Below are 16,886 nucleotides of genomic sequence, written 5' to 3'. Positions count from 1 at the left end.
ATCCCCGCCACCCGCGCGCAGGCACGGCTGATGGTCTTTGACTACATCGAAACCTTTTACAACCCGGTGCGCCTCCACAGCTCGCTGGGCTATCAATCGCCCGTGGAATACGAACAATCCCTCAACCGCAACTAACCCCGAAAACCGTGTCCGCGCTTTCGAAGTAAGATCAAGGGGCACAGGGAGGCTCTCCTAAAGAATCTCGTCTGGCCCACTCCATTCTCCTTTTACGAAAGCGAGAAGCGTCCGCATCCCCATCGTCCAGCAATCTCATCCGTGCAATCCGTTCAATCCGTCTAATCCGTGTTCAATCGGCCCGCAGCACGAGGGGAGCCCCCATCAAGAACGAGCCCTTAACTGCATCAAGCCAACGCCCCTTGTGCCCGCGCTTCTTCCTTGAGACACACCACTTCCCCACGGCATCCTTCATCTAAACCAAGGAACCCCGTGAACATTCGCCATCTCCTGTTAGCCTGTGCTCTGATTATTCCTCCCGTGCAGGCCGATACCCTGCGGATCGTCGAGTTCGCCGATCTCGGCATTCCCTCAAAAGAGGAATCCCCCAGCGTCTTGGCTTTGCCATGGAACGAAGAAGGGCAGGTGCTCTTCCCATCGGTCCGCGGCACCGCGATCCTCGAGGCCTATGTCATCGCGCCCGTTCCGGGGGAAACCTATGCTCCCTTGCCGCGCATGAAGGTCGCCCTCCGCCTGAAGGACGAGCAAGCCATCTCGGGCTTTGTCGATACCCCTGCGCCGGATGACGACATCAAGCGCCTCAAACCCTTCCCCTTCCAGTTCAATCCCTCCAAGCATCCCGCAGCAACGGAGGAAGCCTTCGCCGCGGCCCGGAAGGATCATGACACCCGCCTGGCACGCTCGGGACTGCCCGGCTCGGCGTGGTACCGCCATCGCGCCGGAGTTATTCCCGCGGATCCGAACCGCGTGACTCCCAGTGGCGACTTCGACTCCACTTTCCGCATGGCCAGCGGCGGTCGCGCCATCGCCGAGAATCTCGCACTCGATCGCGAGCTTATCCTCGCAAGCGGCGAGAAAGGCGAGTCCGTGGACATCGCCACGCTCAAGGGCATCACCGTCCCCGCCATCGATTGGACCGGAAAGCTCAAGCTCGGCGAGGTGAAGATCGATTCCGCTGCCATGTATATCCCGGAGGATCAGCATGCGCTCATCACCCCTTCCCTCGCCGCGCTCTTGGAACTGAGGGACCTGGTGGACAAGGAAGGCGCGCCCATCCTGCAGAGCTACGATGTCCGCAATCCCTACCAAGGCCTCGTCGCCCGCTACCAGGAGCAGATGGGCATCGCGAATCTCGACTTCATCGCGAAGACGCTCGATCTCGGCAGCGTGGCGATCACCGGCAGCGACCCCTTCTTCGCCACCGGCACGGATCTCGCGCTGATCTTCTCCACGGAAAAACAGGATGCGGTCTTCGATGCCTTCGCCCTCGCTCTTTCCCTGAAGGCCAAGCTCGCCGGAGTGGCGATGAAAGAGCAGGACGGAATCCGCAGCTACCAGACGGAAGACCGCGCCCTCTCCGTCCACCTCGCCAAGTTCGACGGCGCGGTAGTGATCTCGAACTCCCTCTCCCAAGTGCAAAGGATCGCATCCGTCGCGAAGAAGGAGACTCCCGCTTTGGGCTCCACGGATGAATACAAGTTTTTCCGCCAGCGCTATCCCGTTGATCCCGCGGAGGATGCCTATCTTTTCCTTTCGGATGCCACCATCCGTCGCTGGTGCTCTCCCGCGGTGAGAATCGCCGCCTCCCGCCGCACCCGCGCTTTCGCGGCCTTGGGTGAACTCGCCGCCGCGAAGCTGGAAGGCAAACCCGCTGCCGAAACCTATGCCGACTTACTCGGCAAGGTGACCGATGCGGGTGCATCACCGGATAGCGAGATCTTCAACACCCTCGGCTTCCTCACGCCTTCTTCGGAACTCGCCATCAAGACAGCATTCCCTGCCGAAGCGAATGCCTACAACCGCTGGCGCGAGGGTTATGAGAGCGGCTGGCGCCGTGTCTTCGATCCCATCGCCTTGCGCCTCCGCATGGAGGGACCCAAGCGCGAGCTGGACCTCTCCGTGCTGCCTCTCACGGTCGATAGCTCCTATCGCCGCTGGATGGAGATCACCGGCACCGGGAAGCCCAAGGAAGGGGCTCCCGCCGCGCATGAGAAAGCGAAGGCATTCCTCTCCTTCAATATCGATACGGAGAGCGAAGCCTTCCGCCGCTTGGGCGAGCAGTCGGTACAAATCCTGCCATCCCTGAAGGCAAATGCCCTCGGCTGGGTGGGCGGCTCCATTTCGCTCTATCTGGATGAATCCTTTTTCTGGACCGCCCTCACCCGGGGCAATGCGAAGACCCTGCTGGACATGAACTACCTGCGCCTGCCCTTGGGAGTCCGCATCGATTCTCGCAGCAGCGTGCAGTTGGCCGTCTTCATCACCGCGATTCGCAGCTACATCGAGGAATCCGCACCGAACCTCCTGCGCTGGGAACAGCGTAAGCATGGCGAGACCGCCTATTTGGCCGTGCTTAGCAGAGAGGAAGAGGAGGAGAATCCCCTGAGCCCGGCGATCTACTACGCGGCATTGAAGGGCGCGCTCCTCATCTCGCTCGACGAGCGGGTGCTGAAAGATGCGATCGACCGTGAGGAGAAGGAAAAGAAGGCGGTACCGACGGGCCATCACGTTCAGGCCACTTTGGATGGATCCTCGGCCACCCTGCTCGGCATGGTCGGAGAGAATCGCTTGGATCGCCAGCGTCTCGAAAGCTGGGCCGCGCTTCCCATCCTGAATGAATGGCATCGCCGCGAACCGCAGAAGGATCCGGTCGTCCTGCACGCCGCCGTCTTCCGGGAGGACATCCGCTGCCCGGGCGGGAAAGGCTATCGCTGGAATGAAGCGGCAGGCACCATGGAGTCCGTGGCCTTCGGCTTTCCAGCCGATCCTCGCGGTGAGGAAGTGAAGTTCGCCTCCGCCCCCGTGCGCTTCGGCGCCGGACTACGCTTCGAGGATGGCGGCTTGCGCCTCCAAGCCACAATGGAACCCGAGCCAGCCCGAGAGGAGAAGGCTGCCGACGACCAGGCAGGGATCGAAGTCCCCGACGGCTTCCCTCAAGTGAAGGATCTGGCACTGCTTCCGGAAGGATTGGAGCTCACCTACGCCGTCGATGAAACCGATGCCGATGGTCCCTACACCAAGACCATCACCCGGCAAGCCTCCGAGGAAACGGACAAGGGCACCATCATCCGCACCCGGACCCGGATCGATGCAGAGGGCGAAGAGGACGATAGTATCTCGAATGAGGATTACCTGCTCGCAAAGGACGGCACAGGCCTCGGGATGACCGGACTGAAGTCCGATCTTCTCGTCCGGACCTTTGGCCGCCCCATGCCTGTCCTGCCGGCCAAGCTCGCTCCTGGCATCCGTTTCGGCGGCAACTACGACTCGGTCGCCATCCACGAAAACGAGACCAGCAAGGACGGAGGTCTCCTGCGTGCGCGCGTCATCGGCTTGGAGAAGGTCGAAGTTCCCGCCGGCACCTTTGAAAACTGCGTCCGCATCGATGGCGAATACGACTACCTCTCCGGAGCTCAGATCGGCCGCGTCACCGACACCCTCTGGTATGCCCCCGGCATCGGCATCGTGAAGTCCGTCTGGAAAACCGAATTCGGCCACGGCACCGAACTCCTCCAGAAGGTAGTAAAGCCCTGAGGCACCGCACAAAGGCAGGGACCTTTCTCCGAAAGGTCAGGCGGGGGACGGCCAAAGCGCCGATAAGAATCCGGACGCACCGTAAACCGCCCTAACCCCACCCATCATCCTATCCATTAAATCCGTCCCGGTCCCCATCCTCTTCATCTGCGTGCATCCTGTTCATCTGTGGTTGAACGGCTGCTCCAGGAACCCACCAAGGAATCCAACCGCCCCCCTTGGAAAAAGCAGAGCTGAAGCCTACTTCTCCGGTCGATCTTCCTCCGGCACCTCCATCCGCCACGCCTCTGCCTCCCCGGGGTCCCGCTCAAGCTGCATCCGATACAGTCCACGGTATACCTCCCGTCGCAGCGCAGGATCGGAGATCCCTTCGGCGGATCCCACCTTCCCACCGAAGGGATCGGCCGCTTCACTCAAACTCTCCACCAGATCATCGATCCTCCCGGCTTGGAGGTGGTCCCGCCGTGCCCCATCATCCAACCCGTTGAGCCATTCGATTGCCTCCGAGGGGTGCTTCGAGATGAAGATCTTCACGACCTCCCCGGCTTTCTCCCCACCTTTATCAGCGCCATGCGCTTCCAGCCACCGCGGAAAAAACTCCGCCGGCGCTTGATTGAAGCAATGGCGCTCCCGTTCTGCCCTGAGCTCCGGACTCCCCTCCATCCTCTCCACCAGAGCCAAAGCCTCCGCAGGATTCTCCGACGCAAATTTCCCTAGGATCCCTTGGAGCGTTTCCTCCGGCTTCGGCACACCCTCCGCCATACCCAACAATCGGGAAACCTTGCTCTCATCCATCCCTTCATCCGCTGCCAGAAAAGGCAGGATGTGCTGTTTGAACTCTCCATCCAAGCCCGCCAGCTTGCCCATGGCGGATTCGAAGTCCTTGTCAGCTGCCCGATAGAACGACCGGCTCCGGATCTCTAACAGATCACCCGGAAACCTCTCTGCCACGGAAGCGGATAGCGCCCACTCCAGCGCCGCATCCGGGTCTGCCTTCGACCACTCGTAATGGATGCGGGCAAGACGCAGCCAGGAAATCCCCAAGCTGTAGACCCCATCCGTGGCGGCAAGACCGTCCTTCTCCGCCCAGTGGCTGTAGAAGCGCCGCAGCGTCGGATACGGAAAGAGCGACTCCAGCGTGGCATCCCCCTTCTCCGCCTCACGCTTGTAGCGCTCCAGCATCGCCACCTGCTCGGCGTGCATGCGGGCGCAGACCTCGGCCAGCAAGCTGGCGAAGATGCGATCAATCTCGGCTCGGGTTTCCCGATCCCAATCCATGCTGGGCGAGGCCCGGATCAGTTCCCTCACCCGAAGAATAACGCGCACAGGATCGGAAGATTCTGAAGCAGTCCCACCCGCATCCGCCTCCGTAGCACCCGTCTGGCGCTTGGTCGCAGCAGAATCCCGCAGACCTCCCCGCCCCGATAACTCCGATTTGCCGAGGAGGTATCCGCCACCGAATGCCAACGCCAACCCGAGCACGGCTAGCCCGATGCGATGCTGACTAGAAGCCCTCACTCTCGAAGTTGAAACGATCCGGTTGAATTCCCCCAGAGGCCCGGAGATCCTCACTCCGGATGCCTAGCCTCCAGCGCTCCACCGCCGCAGGATCGAAGCTCTCCCAACGCGCAAGCACGGCGGCGAGGGCCGCTTGGTTGTCCCCGCCTCCCCGGATCGCCCTGCTCGCTCCGACCTCAAGCGCGGCCTGCATCCGGCGGGCGGTGGATGCCACCCCTTCGTAAAGGCCGCTCGCATTCCCTTGGGCCAGCAGCCATTCGGCAGCTTCATCCGGTTGCTCGAAGAACCACTGGTTCAAGCAATTCCGCTGGCGTTCGCTCGCACCGAAGCCCTCTTGCCCGACCAGCCAGCTCATGACCTCTTGCCCCCGTGTCCGGGACCACTCCGGCAGCTTCCGGTCGAGAATCTGATCCACGTCTCCCGGCGGGAGTTCGGCATCATCCAACCTCGCCAAGGCATCATGCAGGGAGCGTGCGGCGTTGCTGCCGGGACTTTCCGCGAAAGGATCCTCAATCGTCCCGGGCGGATCTGCCATTTCTAGATCCTTGGCGAAAGCCGCTCGCTTCAGCGCATCTCTAACCTCGTGACTTCCCGCCGATTCCATCAGTCGATCCATCGCCACCTGATCGGATGCGGGCGGGACCAGATCAAAAGCCATCGCGTCCAAGGCATCGCGTCCCTGCTCCCTCGCCCTCTGGAGCGCCATGTCTCCGGCCTCCTTCTTCAGCACCGAGACAACCCATTCCAAGCGCTCCTTCTGGGCTGCAGGATCCGAGATCGCCCATTGGTAGGCTCCCGCCGGATCCTTCTTCCACCAGGAGGTGAATGCGGTGACCCGGCAGGGCCCCACATCCAGCAGATTGGGAAAGCACTCGGCATAGTCCATCGCCGCATGGGGTTCCAGCTGCGCCCAGCGAAAGAGCATCATCATGTGAAACTCCCCGAGGCTCGAGCTCATGTCCTTCGCCAATGGCAGAAGCTCCTCCCGAATCCGCTCCGCCGGAAGATCCTTGATCGCCGTCCACGCCTCATGCGCGCGCAGCTCCTCATCGTCCATTCGCTTCGCCAGATCGGCAAGATTGGCGACCGTGCCGGTGGACACCTCCCGCGGAACACGCCCCGCAACCTTGCCCGGAGCCTCTATACCCTCATTCCCGACCGCCTCCGGGCCGTTTCTCGCGGCGACGTGATAGCCCGCCCACCCGGCAAACACCATGCCCCCTGCCACACAGCAGCGGAATATCACGGAGGACAGGCTTCTCATCGCTACCGAGAGAATCCAAGTCGCCGCGGCCTGTCAACGGATGGCGGTAAAAGCCTCAGGCCAGCCGCATTCGCAATCTGTGACCACAAATCGACGAGGACGGACGGCACGAGGATCGGATCCCATTCGCGTCAATTGGCGTCCATTCGCGGTTCTCAAGCGCTTACCTTGGGTAAAACCGCATTACTTCAGCCACTCCGCCGCGCGCTTGGCGTAGTAGGTCAGGATCATGTCCGCGCCCGCCCGCTTGATCCCCATCAGGCTCTCCAAGGCGATCGCCTTGCCATCCACCCAACCGGCGGCGGCAGCGCTCTCGATCATGAGATACTCGCCGCTGACCTGGTAAGCGGCTACGGGAAGCATCGTACTTTCCCTCACCCGCGCGATGATATCCAGATAGGGGCCCGCGGGCTTCACCATGATCATGTCCGAACCCTCCGCTTCATCGAGCAGGATCTCGCGGATCGCCTCGCGCGCGTTACCCGGATCCATCTGATAGGTCTTCTTGTCCCCTTCCTTCGGTGCGGAGTCCAAGGCCCCCCGGAAGGGCCCGTAAAAAGCCGAGGCATACTTGGCCGAATAGCTCAGCACCGAGACATGCTCGAAGCCCGCCGAGTCCAGCGCCTCGCGCAGCGCAGCCACGCGACCGTCCATCATGTCGCTCGGGGAGACGATATCCGCACCGGCCCGCGCATGACAGAGCGCCTGCTGGCAGAGGATCTCGACGGTCTCGTCGTTCAGGATCTGAAGTTCCCCCTTAGCATCGCGACGGACCACGCCGTCGTGGCCATCGGAATTGTAGGGATCCAGCGCCACATCCGTGATCACGCACAGCGTCGGATACGCCGCCTTCAGCGCCCGGATCGCCCGCGGCACGAGGCCCTCGTCATTGTGGGCCTCCTCCGCCAGCGGCGTCTTCAGATCCTCCTCGATCTTCGGGAACAGCACCACCGCCGGCACCCCCAGCGCATGCGCCTCCCCGGCCTCCTTCACCAGCCCCTCCAAAGACCAGCGCGTAACGCCCGGCATCGATGCGATCGGCGTGTCCACCGCATCCTCATGCAGGAACATCGGCAGGATGAAGTCCGCCGCCGTCAGCACGTTCTCACGGACTAGCGAACGGATCGCCGGCGTGCGGCGGTTGCGGCGGGGACGGATGGGCAGGTTCATAAGCGAAGGGAAAATGGAATGACGGTTAAAGCGACTCGATAAAAGTCTCAGCCGAAACTCCTGCCTGACGGAGAATTCCTGCCAATGTTCCAACTTTGATCTCTTTGAGCATAGGCACCACACAGCCGACGCCACCTTTCTTCATGACCACATGGCTGCCGCGCTGCCGAACTTCCTCGAAGCCCAACTTCATCAAGGCTCGCCGGCACTCGATACCACTGATCAGGGGCAGCTTAGGCATGAGTCAACTCGAAGCTGGTCATAACGGCCGGACGCTTCTGGCTCATCGGAAACTCCTCCAGATAAAGAGCGGTGGCCTCCCGAAGATTCTCGAGTGCCTCCTCAAAGGAATCACCTTGGGTGGTGGTCCCAGTCTCGGGATTGAGAGCGATGAAACCGCCCTCCTCGGCTTCCGTGATTACGGCGCTCAAGATCATGATGCTATCCTAGTTGAGCATTCTTACAGGTGCAAGCCGCACCCTATACCGGCGTCAGCTCGTAGCTTTCCTTCCCGTCCTTCATGTTCCAGCCCAGCTCGGTGAGCTGCTTGCGCATCTCGTCCGCCTTCGCCCAATCCTTGGCCGTCCGGGCAGCCCAACGCTCCTCGGCGATCGCCTTGATCTCCGCGGGCACTTCAGCTTCCGGTTCTTCCTCGGGCAGGGTCACCCCCAACGCCCGCAGGACCCGGTTGAAAGCGGCCAATGCCTTGGCGGCCTCTGCCCCTTCCAACTTCGAGGCTTCACGCAGACCGGTGAAGAGTCCGCCCAAGCAGCCCGGGGTGTTCAGGTCGTCGTTGAGCGAATCCCAAGCCGCTTGGAAGGGCCCGAATTCCACCGAGCTCAGCGGCACTTCAGCCGGAGCCTTCGTGGCAAGGCTGCGCGCGCCTTTCGCAAGCTTCGCCATCGCCTCGCGGGCACCATGCAGCGAATCTAGGGTGAAGTTGAGCTGCTTCCGGTAATGCGCACCGATCAGGACGTAACGCAGCTCCATCGCCGTGAAGCCCTTCGCCTTGAGATCGTCGAGCGTGTAAAAATTCTGCTTCGACTTCGACATCTTCCCGCCGTCCACCAGCAGGTGGGTCGAGTGGAACCAATGCGCGGCGAAGTGACCGCCGCAGGCACACTTGCTCTGCGCGATCTCGTTCTCGTGGTGCGGGAACATCAGGTCTTCCCCACCCCCGTGCAGGTCGAAGTCCGACCCGAGATACTCCTGGATCATCGCCGAGCACTCCAAGTGCCAGCCCGGCCGTCCCTCGCCCCAAGGCGAGGGCCAGTAGTTGTCGCCGTCCTCGGGCTTGCGGCCTTTCCAGAGCACGAAATCCGAGAGGCTGTCCTTCTCATACTCGTCGGCATTCGCCCGCTCGTTCTGGGTCTTGCCCAGCTCCAGCTCGCGGGTGTCGAGGCGCGACAGCCGGCCATACGCCGGATAGGACGCGATGTTGAAATAGACCGAGCCATCCTCGGAAGCATAGGCGTGCCCCTTCTCCACCAGCGTGGCGATCATCGCCACCTGCTGCTCGATGTGATCGACCGCCCCGGGTTCGACGTGCGGGGGCAAGGTCCCCAGCTCGTCGCAATCGGCATGGAACTTCTCGGTCCAATGCGCGGTAAAATCCTTCAGCGTCTGACCCGCTGCTTGGCTGTCGCGGATCGTCTTGTCATCCACGTCGGTGATGTTCCGCACGTGGAAGGTCCGCATCCCGCCGGTCTCCAGCGTGCGGCGGAAGACGTCCTGCAGGACGAAGGTGCGGAAGTTCCCGATGTGCGCCGGTCCATACACGGTCGGACCACAGCAGTAGAACCGGTAGGTCGTGCCGTCGAGGGGGCGGAGCTCCTTGAGCTCGCGGTCCAGCGTGTCGTATAGCCGCATCACCGGCGGGTCTAACGCTTGGCTCCGGCGATTTCAACCGCGACGGCGATCAATTGCGCAGAGGCACCTGGTGCAAGCGCGGCGCAGCCCCCTCCTCCACGATCTCCACCGGGATCGTCCATACCTCGCCCGCGTCCTGCGACGAGGAAACCGGGCGGACGCCCTGCTCGTAGGCGGAGCCCGGCGAGCCCGTGATCGTCCGCCGCGCCGCCAGAGTCAGGGCGACACACAGCACGGCAAGGCCGATCAATTTCATCCGTTCAAGCGACATGAGAACCCGCTGAAAGAACTCAAATTTTTATAAATAATCAAGTTTATTTAAAAAATAATCAGATTCGCCCCCACAAGGTTACAAGTACATACTTCCCCAGTGAGCGCACACGACGAACGAAGGAGGCAAGTAATCACCGCCGTAGCCATTTTAGGAGGTGTCGCCGGCCTCTACTGCGCCTTCGCTTTCGGAGCTCACCTGCCGGGCGTAGCCGGAGAATTTTTCGCCCGAGTTCTTGGCTTCGCCACCACCCCCTTCATCCTCGAAGGCTCCCTCTTCATCCTCGGTTTCGTGATCGTCCTGACCCTGAACCAATGGCAGCAGATCCGTGAGGGCGATGAACTCGTCTACCTGGAGCAAGTAACGGAAGGTGCCACCGGTCTCCCGGACCAAGCCCGCTGGGCGGTCTATCCGGAAAAACCCTTGGATCCGGCACAGGTGAGCCGGACCGACCTCTTGGAAGGAGCCTTGGCGATCGGCGACCACCCCCAAGCACTGACGCTGCTTGAGAACATGTCGGACGCCGAACGCGGCGAACCTGCCGTCCTGCGGATGCGAATTTCCTTGGCCGAAGCTACCGGCAAGACCGAGCTCGCCCGCGAGCTGCGGGCGAAGCTTGATCCAGCCGGGTAATCGGGACGCTTAGCGCTGCCCCCGGCGAGCTGCTTCTTCCAGGAAGATTTCCGCAAGTCGGAAGCAGCGGCGCGAGATCTCACGTGCATCGTGATCGTCGATCAGGGCCAAGCCCTCTTCACCCACTTCCGACTGGAAGATCTTCCAGGCCTTCTTAGCCACCTGCTCGGGATCGAGCTTCGGTCGCGGGGCCGCATGCATGGCCGGTTGATGGGAGGGCTGGTGCGCTTCACCGGCAGGAGCGACAGCCTGTCCGGTGGGAGCCTCCGCAGGAGCAGAAACCGCATGCGGATGCTGACCACCGGCCTGTCCACCCTGACTTTGCCCATGCTTCTTCTTCCGACGGCGGCGTTTCTTGGAGCCACCTCCCGGCTCGGGTGCCGGCGTGTCCACAAAGAGGGCGATCCGCCCGCCATCCGAGGCCTCCGACGAATTGACTTCCGCAGCCTCGGAGGGACCCGCTGTCTTCACTTCTTCCTTACGCGGCGCAGGAGCGGGCGCCGCTGCGGCGGGCTCGGAAGGAGCAGATTCCACGGCCGCGGCAGGAGCAGCTTCTTCGGCCTTCTTGGCTGCGGGTTTGGACGACTTGCGCACCGCAGGGCGCTTCTTCGCAACCTTGGCGGCGGGAGCTTCCGGGGCTGCTGGGGTATTTTCGATATCGTCGCTCATGCTGCCGGGAAAAAGGACCCCGGCATGCTCCCGCGTCGAGCGTAAAGAGAGATAGAGAGAACGATTCGCCGGACCGGGGAAAATTGCTTCCATCCGAAAACAGAACCGGCGGCCTTGAGGCCGCCGGATTCAAATTCACCAGTTCCCGATATCGTCGAGACTGTCCTTGTTTTTCGGATCGGGATTCGTCTTCCCGTCCGGACCGCAAGACCAGACATCGAAGTCCGGATTGCGGGAATCCGGAGCATCTCCGGAACGGTAGCGGTAGGTGTTCCCCCAGGGATCAACGATCTGGGCGGTGGGACCTTTACCTTGCATCCAAGCTTGGCCGCCCTTGGTATTGTTCTCGGGATCGAGATCGGCGAGGTAGATCGTACCACCGGACTCCTTGGCCTCGAAGCCATCGTAGTAGAGGGCCTTGTAGAGCACTTCATCCCCCTTCAGACCTTCAGAGTCCTGATGGGACGGGTAGGTCTTGTTGTCCGATTTATAGTCTTCAATCGCCAGATCGAGCAACTTCACCTGCAGGGCGGCCTTGTCGCGGGCCTGCTTGGCATTGATGAAGCTCATCCCGACCAAGGTCAGGGCGGCGAGGACGACGATGATGGCCACGACCACCACCAGCTCCATCAAGCTGAAGCCGGCGGCGTGGCGGCGGAAAGCGGGTTTCTTCATGCGTGTTTCGGTAAGTGTTGCGGAGCCGCCCGGAGACCGCTCCGCAAGCCGGGTCACATGTTGCCCATTTCGGAGATGATCTTGATCAGCGGCAGGAAGAGCGCGAACACCACCGCACCCACGACGAGCGCCAGGACGACGATCATGATCGGCTCGAGGATGGAGGTAAGCGCGGTCACCGCGTTGTCCACCTCATCGTCATAAACGTCCGCCACTTTGAGAAGCATCTCGGGAAGCTGGCCGGTTTCTTCACCCACGTCCACCATCGAGATCACCATGTTCGGGAAGACGCTGGAAGCTTGGAGCGGGGTCACGATCGATTCCCCTTCCTTAACCGCTTCGTGAACCTTCTCGATCGCGTCGGACACCACGACGTTACCAGCGGTGTCACGGGTAATGTTGAGAGCTTGGAGGATCGGCACACCAGAGGTGACCAAAGTACCCAAGGTACGGGAGAAACGGGCGATGGCGGACTTCCGCTGAATGTCGCCGAAGATCGGGAGCTTCAGCTTGAGCTGGTCGATCGTGCGACGACCACCCTTCGTCTTGCCCCACATGTTGAAGCCGGCGAAGATCGCGCCGATCGCAACGAGGAACCAGACCACGTTCGGCACCGGCGGCACCAAGGTGGCATTCAAGAAGAACTTCGAGGTGCCGAAGACGATCTGCGAGATCATCGGGAGCTCAGCGTCCTTACCGAGTTCCGCGAACATCGATTCGAACTTCGGAACGATGAACAGCATCAGGAAGATCAAGATGGCCACCGCGATGAACATAACGATGATCGGGTAGACCATCGCCGATACGATCTTGTTCTTCAGCTTGTGGGCCTTTTCCTGGTACTCGGCGAGACGGACGAGAACGACTTCAAGCACACCGCCCAGCTCACCGGCTTTCACCATGTTCACATAGAGCTTGTTGAAGATCTTCGGGTGCTGTGCGAGCGCTTCGGAGAATGTGGAGCCGGATTGCACGGAGTCGGCCAACGCGCCGATGGTGCCCCGGAGCACCGGGTTCGGCTCCTGCTTGGCGAGTACGGTCAGACCACGCAACAGGGGCAGACCGGAATCGATCAGCGTAGCCAGCTGGCGGGTGAAGATCATCAGGATCTTCGGCTTGATGCGACCGCCGGTCGTCGCCTTCGGACCCTTCTTCTTGTCCGCGGCGGCCTTACCCTTCTTGGCGGCCTTCTTCGCGAGCTTGCCCTTGCCAGCCTCTACAACCTGCAGAGGGTAATAACCTTGGGAACGGAGCTGCTGGATGGCATCGGCTTCGCTCGTCGATTCGATCGTGCCAGACATCTGCTCGCCCTTGGCATCGGCGGCGGTGAATTGGAATTGGGGCATGGGGTTGTTTTTAAATCGAGTGATGGGAATGTGATCGCACAAACGGAAGCTGGCGACTCAAAATTCGCGCTGTTTCGTGTGAATCAGGTGTATTTCAGAACTTCCTCAATGGTGGTGTGGCCGAGGTAGATGTTCCGCAGACCGTCCTCGCGAAGGGTCTGCATACCCAGCTCCATCGCCTTCTGCTTCAGCACCACCGTCGGGGCCCGGTCGATGATAAGTTCCCGCAGGGGGTCCGTGATATCGAGGAGCTCGTAGAGACCTTTCCGGCCCTTGTAACCGCTGTTACCGCAGATCTCGCAACCGCGGCCGGTGAAGAAGTCCTTGTCGCCCAGTTCATGGACGGCGACCCCGAGCTGGGTCAGGATGCTTTCGTTCGGTTCGTAAGAAGCCTTGCAATTCTTACAGATGGTCCGGACAAGACGTTGGGCTAGAATACCTTCCAACGAGGCCGCCACGAGGAACGGTTCGCAACCCATGTCAACCAGACGGGTGACTGCACCGGGGGCATCATTGGTGTGAAGCGTGGAGAGCACCAAGTGCCCCGTGAGCGAGGCCTGAATGGCAATCTGGGCGGTATCCATGTCACGCATCTCCCCCACCATGATGCGGTCCGGATCCTGACGAAGGAAGGCGCGGAGCACGCGCGGGAAAGTCAGGCCGATCGATTCATGGACCGGGATCTGGACGATCCCGTCGATGTCATACTCAACCGGGTCTTCGGCGGTGAGCAGCTTCGAGTCGATCGTGTTGATCCTGGCCAGCGCGGCGTAGAGCGTGGTGGTCTTACCGGCACCGGTCGGACCGGTCACGATGAAGATGCCGTTCGGCTTCTCGATGGTCTCGCAGATGTACTCGTAGATCGACGGCGGAAGGGAGAGAGCCTCGAGCGAGAGGTTCACCGAGGAGCGGTCCAGAACCCGGAGCACCACGGACTCGCCGTATTGCGTCGGCAGGGTCGAAACACGCATGTCGACCTGGCGGTCGCCGAACTGCTTCACGATACGGCCGTCCTGCGGCACGCGGCGCTCGGCGATGTTCATGTTCGACATGACCTTCACACGCGAAATGATCGCGAGCGAAAGGTGCACCGGCGGTGGCGCCATCTCATAGAGGCTGCCGTCCACCCGGTAGCGGATCTTGAAGTCCTTTTCGAAGGGCTCGAAGTGAATGTCCGAGGCGCGTTCCTTGATGGCTTGGTAAAGCACCAGATCCACGTAGCGGATAATCGGCGCCGAGTTGGCTTCGGCCTCGAGATCGGCCTGGCTCATCGCGGCATCCACGCCGGTCTGGAGTTGGGTCAGGATGTCCTCCATCGCCTTGCCCTCGCCGCCGTAGCACTCGTTGATTTTCTGCTCGACCACGTAGTCCGGGGCGATCGTGAGGATCACCTCGCGACCGAGGGCGAAGCGGAGATCCTCCAAGGTCTGGGGATTCATCGGATCCACCAGCGCCACGTGGAGGCCGTCGGAATCGAAGTTGACCGGCAGTGCGCCGTGGAGGCGGGCCATACCGGCCGGAACCAGCGAGAGAAGTTCTTCCGGCGGGGTCCAGTTACGGAGCTCGACAAGCGGAGCTCCGAGCTCGGAAGCCACGACCGGCCAGACATCATCGCGATGATTGATGACCTGGAAGTCGGCGAGGATCTCGGCGGCCTCCTTGCCGCTATTGTCCACCTCGTGGAGAATGTCCTGGCCGAGCGAGCGGTCGATGAGCCCGCGGCTGATGAAAAGTTCGACGATCTGGTTGCTATCCATGGACCGGGTTTTAGGAAATCTAAGATTGGAAATTCAGGAATGCGTGGGCCGGGTTCTTAGTCGGCATCCGCCATGGTGACGTGGATAACCTCTTCCGGCGAAGTCATGCCGGCGAGAACCTTGCGGATCCCGTCGTCGCGCAGGGTGCGCATGCCCAACTCGCGGGCGCGGCGGCGCAACTGGCTGGATGTCAGGTTTTCGTTGATCATGTGGCGGACCTCGTCGTCGATCTGGAAGAGCTCGAAGAGACCGGCACGACCGCGATAGCCACCACCGCGGCACTTGTCGCAACCCACCGGACCCATGACCCCGGAGGAATCTCCGGTGCGGTTGTCGAAGCGGAGCGCGCGGGCTTCCTTGTCGGTCAGCAGATGCGGTGCCTTGCAGACGGGGCAGAGCTTGCGGACCAGACGCTGGGCGAGCACGGCGCGGACAGCGGAGGCGATGAGGAAGCGCTTGATGCCAATATCCGCGAGACGAGCGACGGCGGAAGGCGCGTCGTTCGTGTGGAGCGTGGAGAGCACCAAGTGACCGGTAAGGGACGCGTTGATGGCGATATTCGCCGTCTCCGCGTCTCGAATTTCCCCGATCATGATGATGTTCGGCGCCTGACGCAGCATGGCGCGGAGCGCCGCGGCGAAGGTCATGCCGATGTCCGTCTTCACCATCACCTGGTTGATGCCGGGAAGCTCGTATTCCACCGGGTCTTCCACGGTGATGATCTTCTTGTCCGGCTTGTTGATGACGTTGAGACAGGCGTAGAGCGTGGTGGTCTTGCCGGAACCGGTTGGGCCGGTCACCAGGATGATGCCGTCCGGCAGGCCGATGAGGTTTTCGAAGGTGGCCTGGTCATCCGAGAAGAAGCCGAGCTCCGGCAAGCCGAGAACGAGGGCCGACTTGTCGAGAATACGCATGACGATCGACTCGCCGTGGTTGGAGGGCACGGAGGAAACACGAAGGTCGATTTCCTTCTCCGCCGTCTTGACCTGGATACGTCCGTCCTGCGGCAGGCGCTTCTCGGCGATCGACATCGATCCGCTCATCACCTTCAGACGGGCGATGATGGCCGGGAGCAGCTTCTTGGGATGGTTGTCCACCTCGACCAGCTTACCGTCGATGCGGTAGCGAATGCGGACGGAGGTTTCGAGCGGCTCGATGTGAATGTCCGAGCAGCGCATCTTCATGGCTTCCACCAGGAGATTCTGCACCAAGCGGATGATCGGGGCATCGCCATCGGAGGCCTCCACTTCATGGCCGCCCTTGAAATCCATCCCGCCGCCGCTGTTGGTCGCGCCGTAGAAATCCTTCAGGAAGGAGTTCACCGCATTGACCGGAGCACAGACGAAATTGATCTCCCGCCCCAGCACGTGAGGCAGGCTGTCCATGGTCTCGAAATCGAAGGGATCGGCGACGGCCACCGTCAGATAGACGCCATCATCCGCGATCGGGATCGCCTTGTAGCGGCGGGCGATATCATCGGGGATCGCGCTGACGACCTCCGGCGGGATCGCCATCTGACCGAGGTCGATGGCCTCAAGCCCCGCATTCTGCGCGAGCACCGCGCAGATGGTCGTCTCGGAGAGGTCGGTATCGCCGAGCAGTTTCTCGATCACCGAACCACCTTTGCGGCGGGCTTGATCGACCGAATCGGGTGCGACGGCACCTGCCTCCACAAGCAGGTCTGCCAAGTAATCTTCGTTAGAGAACACGGGTTTTCGGGCCTTTTAGAAAATCAGATGAAAGGTCGGGAAGGCATTGTGCGCACCCCGGCGCTCGCACATTGGTCAAGCGGCTCCCCCTTTGTCAACAAGCCGACCAAGCATCTGCAAGGAATCCCGGGGCGGGTACCCACGCGGTATTGACGATGCGGTGTCCACGAAGCTGAAACTGCGTGCTTCACCCCGCCGGAAGCCCGCAACAGCGGCGAATACGGGTCTCCATCAGGGTAATCTCATCGTGAAGAAATGAGCGGCAGGAACAGCAAT

Annotated in this window: 15 protein-coding genes; 3 read left to right on the top strand and 12 right to left on the bottom strand. The window is 61.5% G+C overall.

Annotated features, from left to right (window positions below):
* Both OJ996_RS24185 and OJ996_RS24180 read left to right on the top strand, forming a co-directional pair.
* Window positions 1–135, top strand: a 135-nt coding sequence (locus OJ996_RS24185; RefSeq protein ID WP_264516295.1) for an IS3 family transposase, incomplete at its 5' end; no start/stop codon positions are given.
* A gap of 312 nt (window positions 136–447) precedes the next feature.
* Window positions 448–3,729, top strand: coding sequence for a TapB family protein (locus OJ996_RS24180; protein ID WP_264516293.1), 3,282 nt, complete (start codon window positions 448–450; stop codon window positions 3,727–3,729).
* A gap of 240 nt (window positions 3,730–3,969) precedes the next feature.
* Here OJ996_RS24180 and OJ996_RS24175 read toward each other — a convergent pair whose 3' ends face one another.
* The 7 genes from OJ996_RS24175 to OJ996_RS24145 all read right to left on the bottom strand — a co-directional run bounded on the left by OJ996_RS24175 (window position 3,970) and on the right by OJ996_RS24145 (window position 9,806).
* Window positions 3,970–5,055, bottom strand: coding sequence for a hypothetical protein (locus OJ996_RS24175; protein WP_264516292.1), 1,086 nt, complete (start codon window positions 5,053–5,055; stop codon window positions 3,970–3,972).
* Window positions 5,056–5,233: 178 nt separating this feature from the next.
* Window positions 5,234–6,511 carry a hypothetical protein gene (locus OJ996_RS24170; RefSeq protein ID WP_264516291.1) on the bottom strand — a complete coding sequence of 426 codons (1,278 nt, stop codon included), beginning with the start codon at window positions 6,509–6,511 and terminating at the stop codon, window positions 5,234–5,236.
* Window positions 6,512–6,694: 183 nt separating this feature from the next.
* Window positions 6,695–7,681: a porphobilinogen synthase gene (hemB, locus tag OJ996_RS24165; RefSeq protein ID WP_264516290.1), complete on the bottom strand. Its 987-nt coding sequence runs from the start codon at window positions 7,679–7,681 to the stop codon at window positions 6,695–6,697.
* A 25-nt stretch (window positions 7,682–7,706) separates the two neighbouring features.
* Entirely contained in the window at window positions 7,707–7,922 is a 216-nt protein-coding gene (locus OJ996_RS24160) for a type II toxin-antitoxin system HicA family toxin (protein WP_264516289.1), read from the bottom strand.
* Complete coding sequence (locus tag OJ996_RS24155; RefSeq protein WP_264516288.1) at window positions 7,915–8,118, bottom strand: type II toxin-antitoxin system HicB family antitoxin; 204 nt, start codon at window positions 8,116–8,118, stop codon at window positions 7,915–7,917. The genes OJ996_RS24160 and OJ996_RS24155 overlap by 8 nt, the downstream gene beginning before the upstream one ends.
* A 43-nt stretch (window positions 8,119–8,161) precedes the next feature.
* Complete coding sequence (cysS, locus tag OJ996_RS24150; RefSeq protein ID WP_264516294.1) at window positions 8,162–9,550, bottom strand: cysteine--tRNA ligase; 1,389 nt, start codon at window positions 9,548–9,550, stop codon at window positions 8,162–8,164.
* 49 nt (window positions 9,551–9,599) lie between these two features.
* The gene (locus tag OJ996_RS24145; RefSeq protein ID WP_264516287.1) at window positions 9,600–9,806 is read right to left on the bottom strand and encodes a hypothetical protein; all 207 of its coding nucleotides are present in this window, start codon (window positions 9,804–9,806) and stop codon (window positions 9,600–9,602) included.
* Between the two features lie 114 nt (window positions 9,807–9,920).
* On the opposite strand from OJ996_RS24145, the gene OJ996_RS24140 reads away from it, so the two are divergent.
* Window positions 9,921–10,454, top strand: coding sequence for a hypothetical protein (locus OJ996_RS24140; RefSeq protein WP_264516286.1), 534 nt, complete (start codon window positions 9,921–9,923; stop codon window positions 10,452–10,454).
* Window positions 10,455–10,463: 9 nt separating this feature from the next.
* Here OJ996_RS24140 and OJ996_RS24135 read toward each other — a convergent pair whose 3' ends face one another.
* From OJ996_RS24135 to OJ996_RS24115, 5 genes are all read right to left on the bottom strand, one after another.
* Complete coding sequence (locus tag OJ996_RS24135) at window positions 10,464–11,123, bottom strand: hypothetical protein (protein ID WP_264516284.1); 660 nt, start codon at window positions 11,121–11,123, stop codon at window positions 10,464–10,466.
* Window positions 11,124–11,258: 135 nt separating this feature from the next.
* Window positions 11,259–11,798 carry a type II secretion system protein GspG gene (locus OJ996_RS24130; protein WP_264516283.1) on the bottom strand — a complete coding sequence of 180 codons (540 nt, stop codon included), beginning with the start codon at window positions 11,796–11,798 and terminating at the stop codon, window positions 11,259–11,261.
* Between the two features lie 53 nt (window positions 11,799–11,851).
* Window positions 11,852–13,144: a type II secretion system F family protein gene (locus OJ996_RS24125; protein ID WP_264516282.1), complete on the bottom strand. Its 1,293-nt coding sequence runs from the start codon at window positions 13,142–13,144 to the stop codon at window positions 11,852–11,854.
* 83 nt (window positions 13,145–13,227) lie between these two features.
* Window positions 13,228–14,901: a GspE/PulE family protein gene (locus OJ996_RS24120; RefSeq protein WP_264516281.1), complete on the bottom strand. Its 1,674-nt coding sequence runs from the start codon at window positions 14,899–14,901 to the stop codon at window positions 13,228–13,230.
* 56 nt (window positions 14,902–14,957) lie between these two features.
* Window positions 14,958–16,610 (bottom strand): GspE/PulE family protein, encoded by a 1,653-nt coding sequence (locus OJ996_RS24115; protein WP_264516280.1) that lies wholly within the window; start codon window positions 16,608–16,610, stop codon window positions 14,958–14,960.
* Window positions 16,611–16,886: the final 276 nt, after the last annotated feature.

The sequence above is a fragment of the Luteolibacter rhizosphaerae genome, from assembly GCF_025950095.1.
Taxonomy (GTDB): domain Bacteria; phylum Verrucomicrobiota; class Verrucomicrobiia; order Verrucomicrobiales; family Akkermansiaceae; genus Haloferula; species Haloferula rhizosphaerae.
This window is presented reverse-complemented; position numbering and strand designations above follow the sequence as displayed.

What these genes read in the sequence shown, in the direction of transcription:
- OJ996_RS24160 (WP_264516289.1), bottom strand. Translation starts at nt 7,922, where the DNA reads ATGCCTAAGCTGCCCCTGATCAGTGGTATCGAGTGCCGGCGAGCCTTG.
- OJ996_RS24120 (WP_264516281.1), bottom strand. Translation starts at nt 14,901, where the DNA reads ATGGATAGCAACCAGATCGTCGAACTTTTCATCAGCCGCGGGCTCATC.
- OJ996_RS24130 (WP_264516283.1), bottom strand. Translation starts at nt 11,798, where the DNA reads ATGAAGAAACCCGCTTTCCGCCGCCACGCCGCCGGCTTCAGCTTGATG.
- cysS (WP_264516294.1), bottom strand. Translation starts at nt 9,550, where the DNA reads ATGCGGCTATACGACACGCTGGACCGCGAGCTCAAGGAGCTCCGCCCC.
- OJ996_RS24155 (WP_264516288.1), bottom strand. Translation starts at nt 8,118, where the DNA reads ATGATCTTGAGCGCCGTAATCACGGAAGCCGAGGAGGGCGGTTTCATC.
- OJ996_RS24135 (WP_264516284.1), bottom strand. Translation starts at nt 11,123, where the DNA reads ATGAGCGACGATATCGAAAATACCCCAGCAGCCCCGGAAGCTCCCGCC.
- OJ996_RS24145 (WP_264516287.1), bottom strand. Translation starts at nt 9,806, where the DNA reads ATGAAATTGATCGGCCTTGCCGTGCTGTGTGTCGCCCTGACTCTGGCG.
- hemB (WP_264516290.1), bottom strand. Translation starts at nt 7,681, where the DNA reads ATGAACCTGCCCATCCGTCCCCGCCGCAACCGCCGCACGCCGGCGATC.
- OJ996_RS24170 (WP_264516291.1), bottom strand. Translation starts at nt 6,511, where the DNA reads ATGAGAAGCCTGTCCTCCGTGATATTCCGCTGCTGTGTGGCAGGGGGC.
- OJ996_RS24125 (WP_264516282.1), bottom strand. Translation starts at nt 13,144, where the DNA reads ATGCCCCAATTCCAATTCACCGCCGCCGATGCCAAGGGCGAGCAGATG.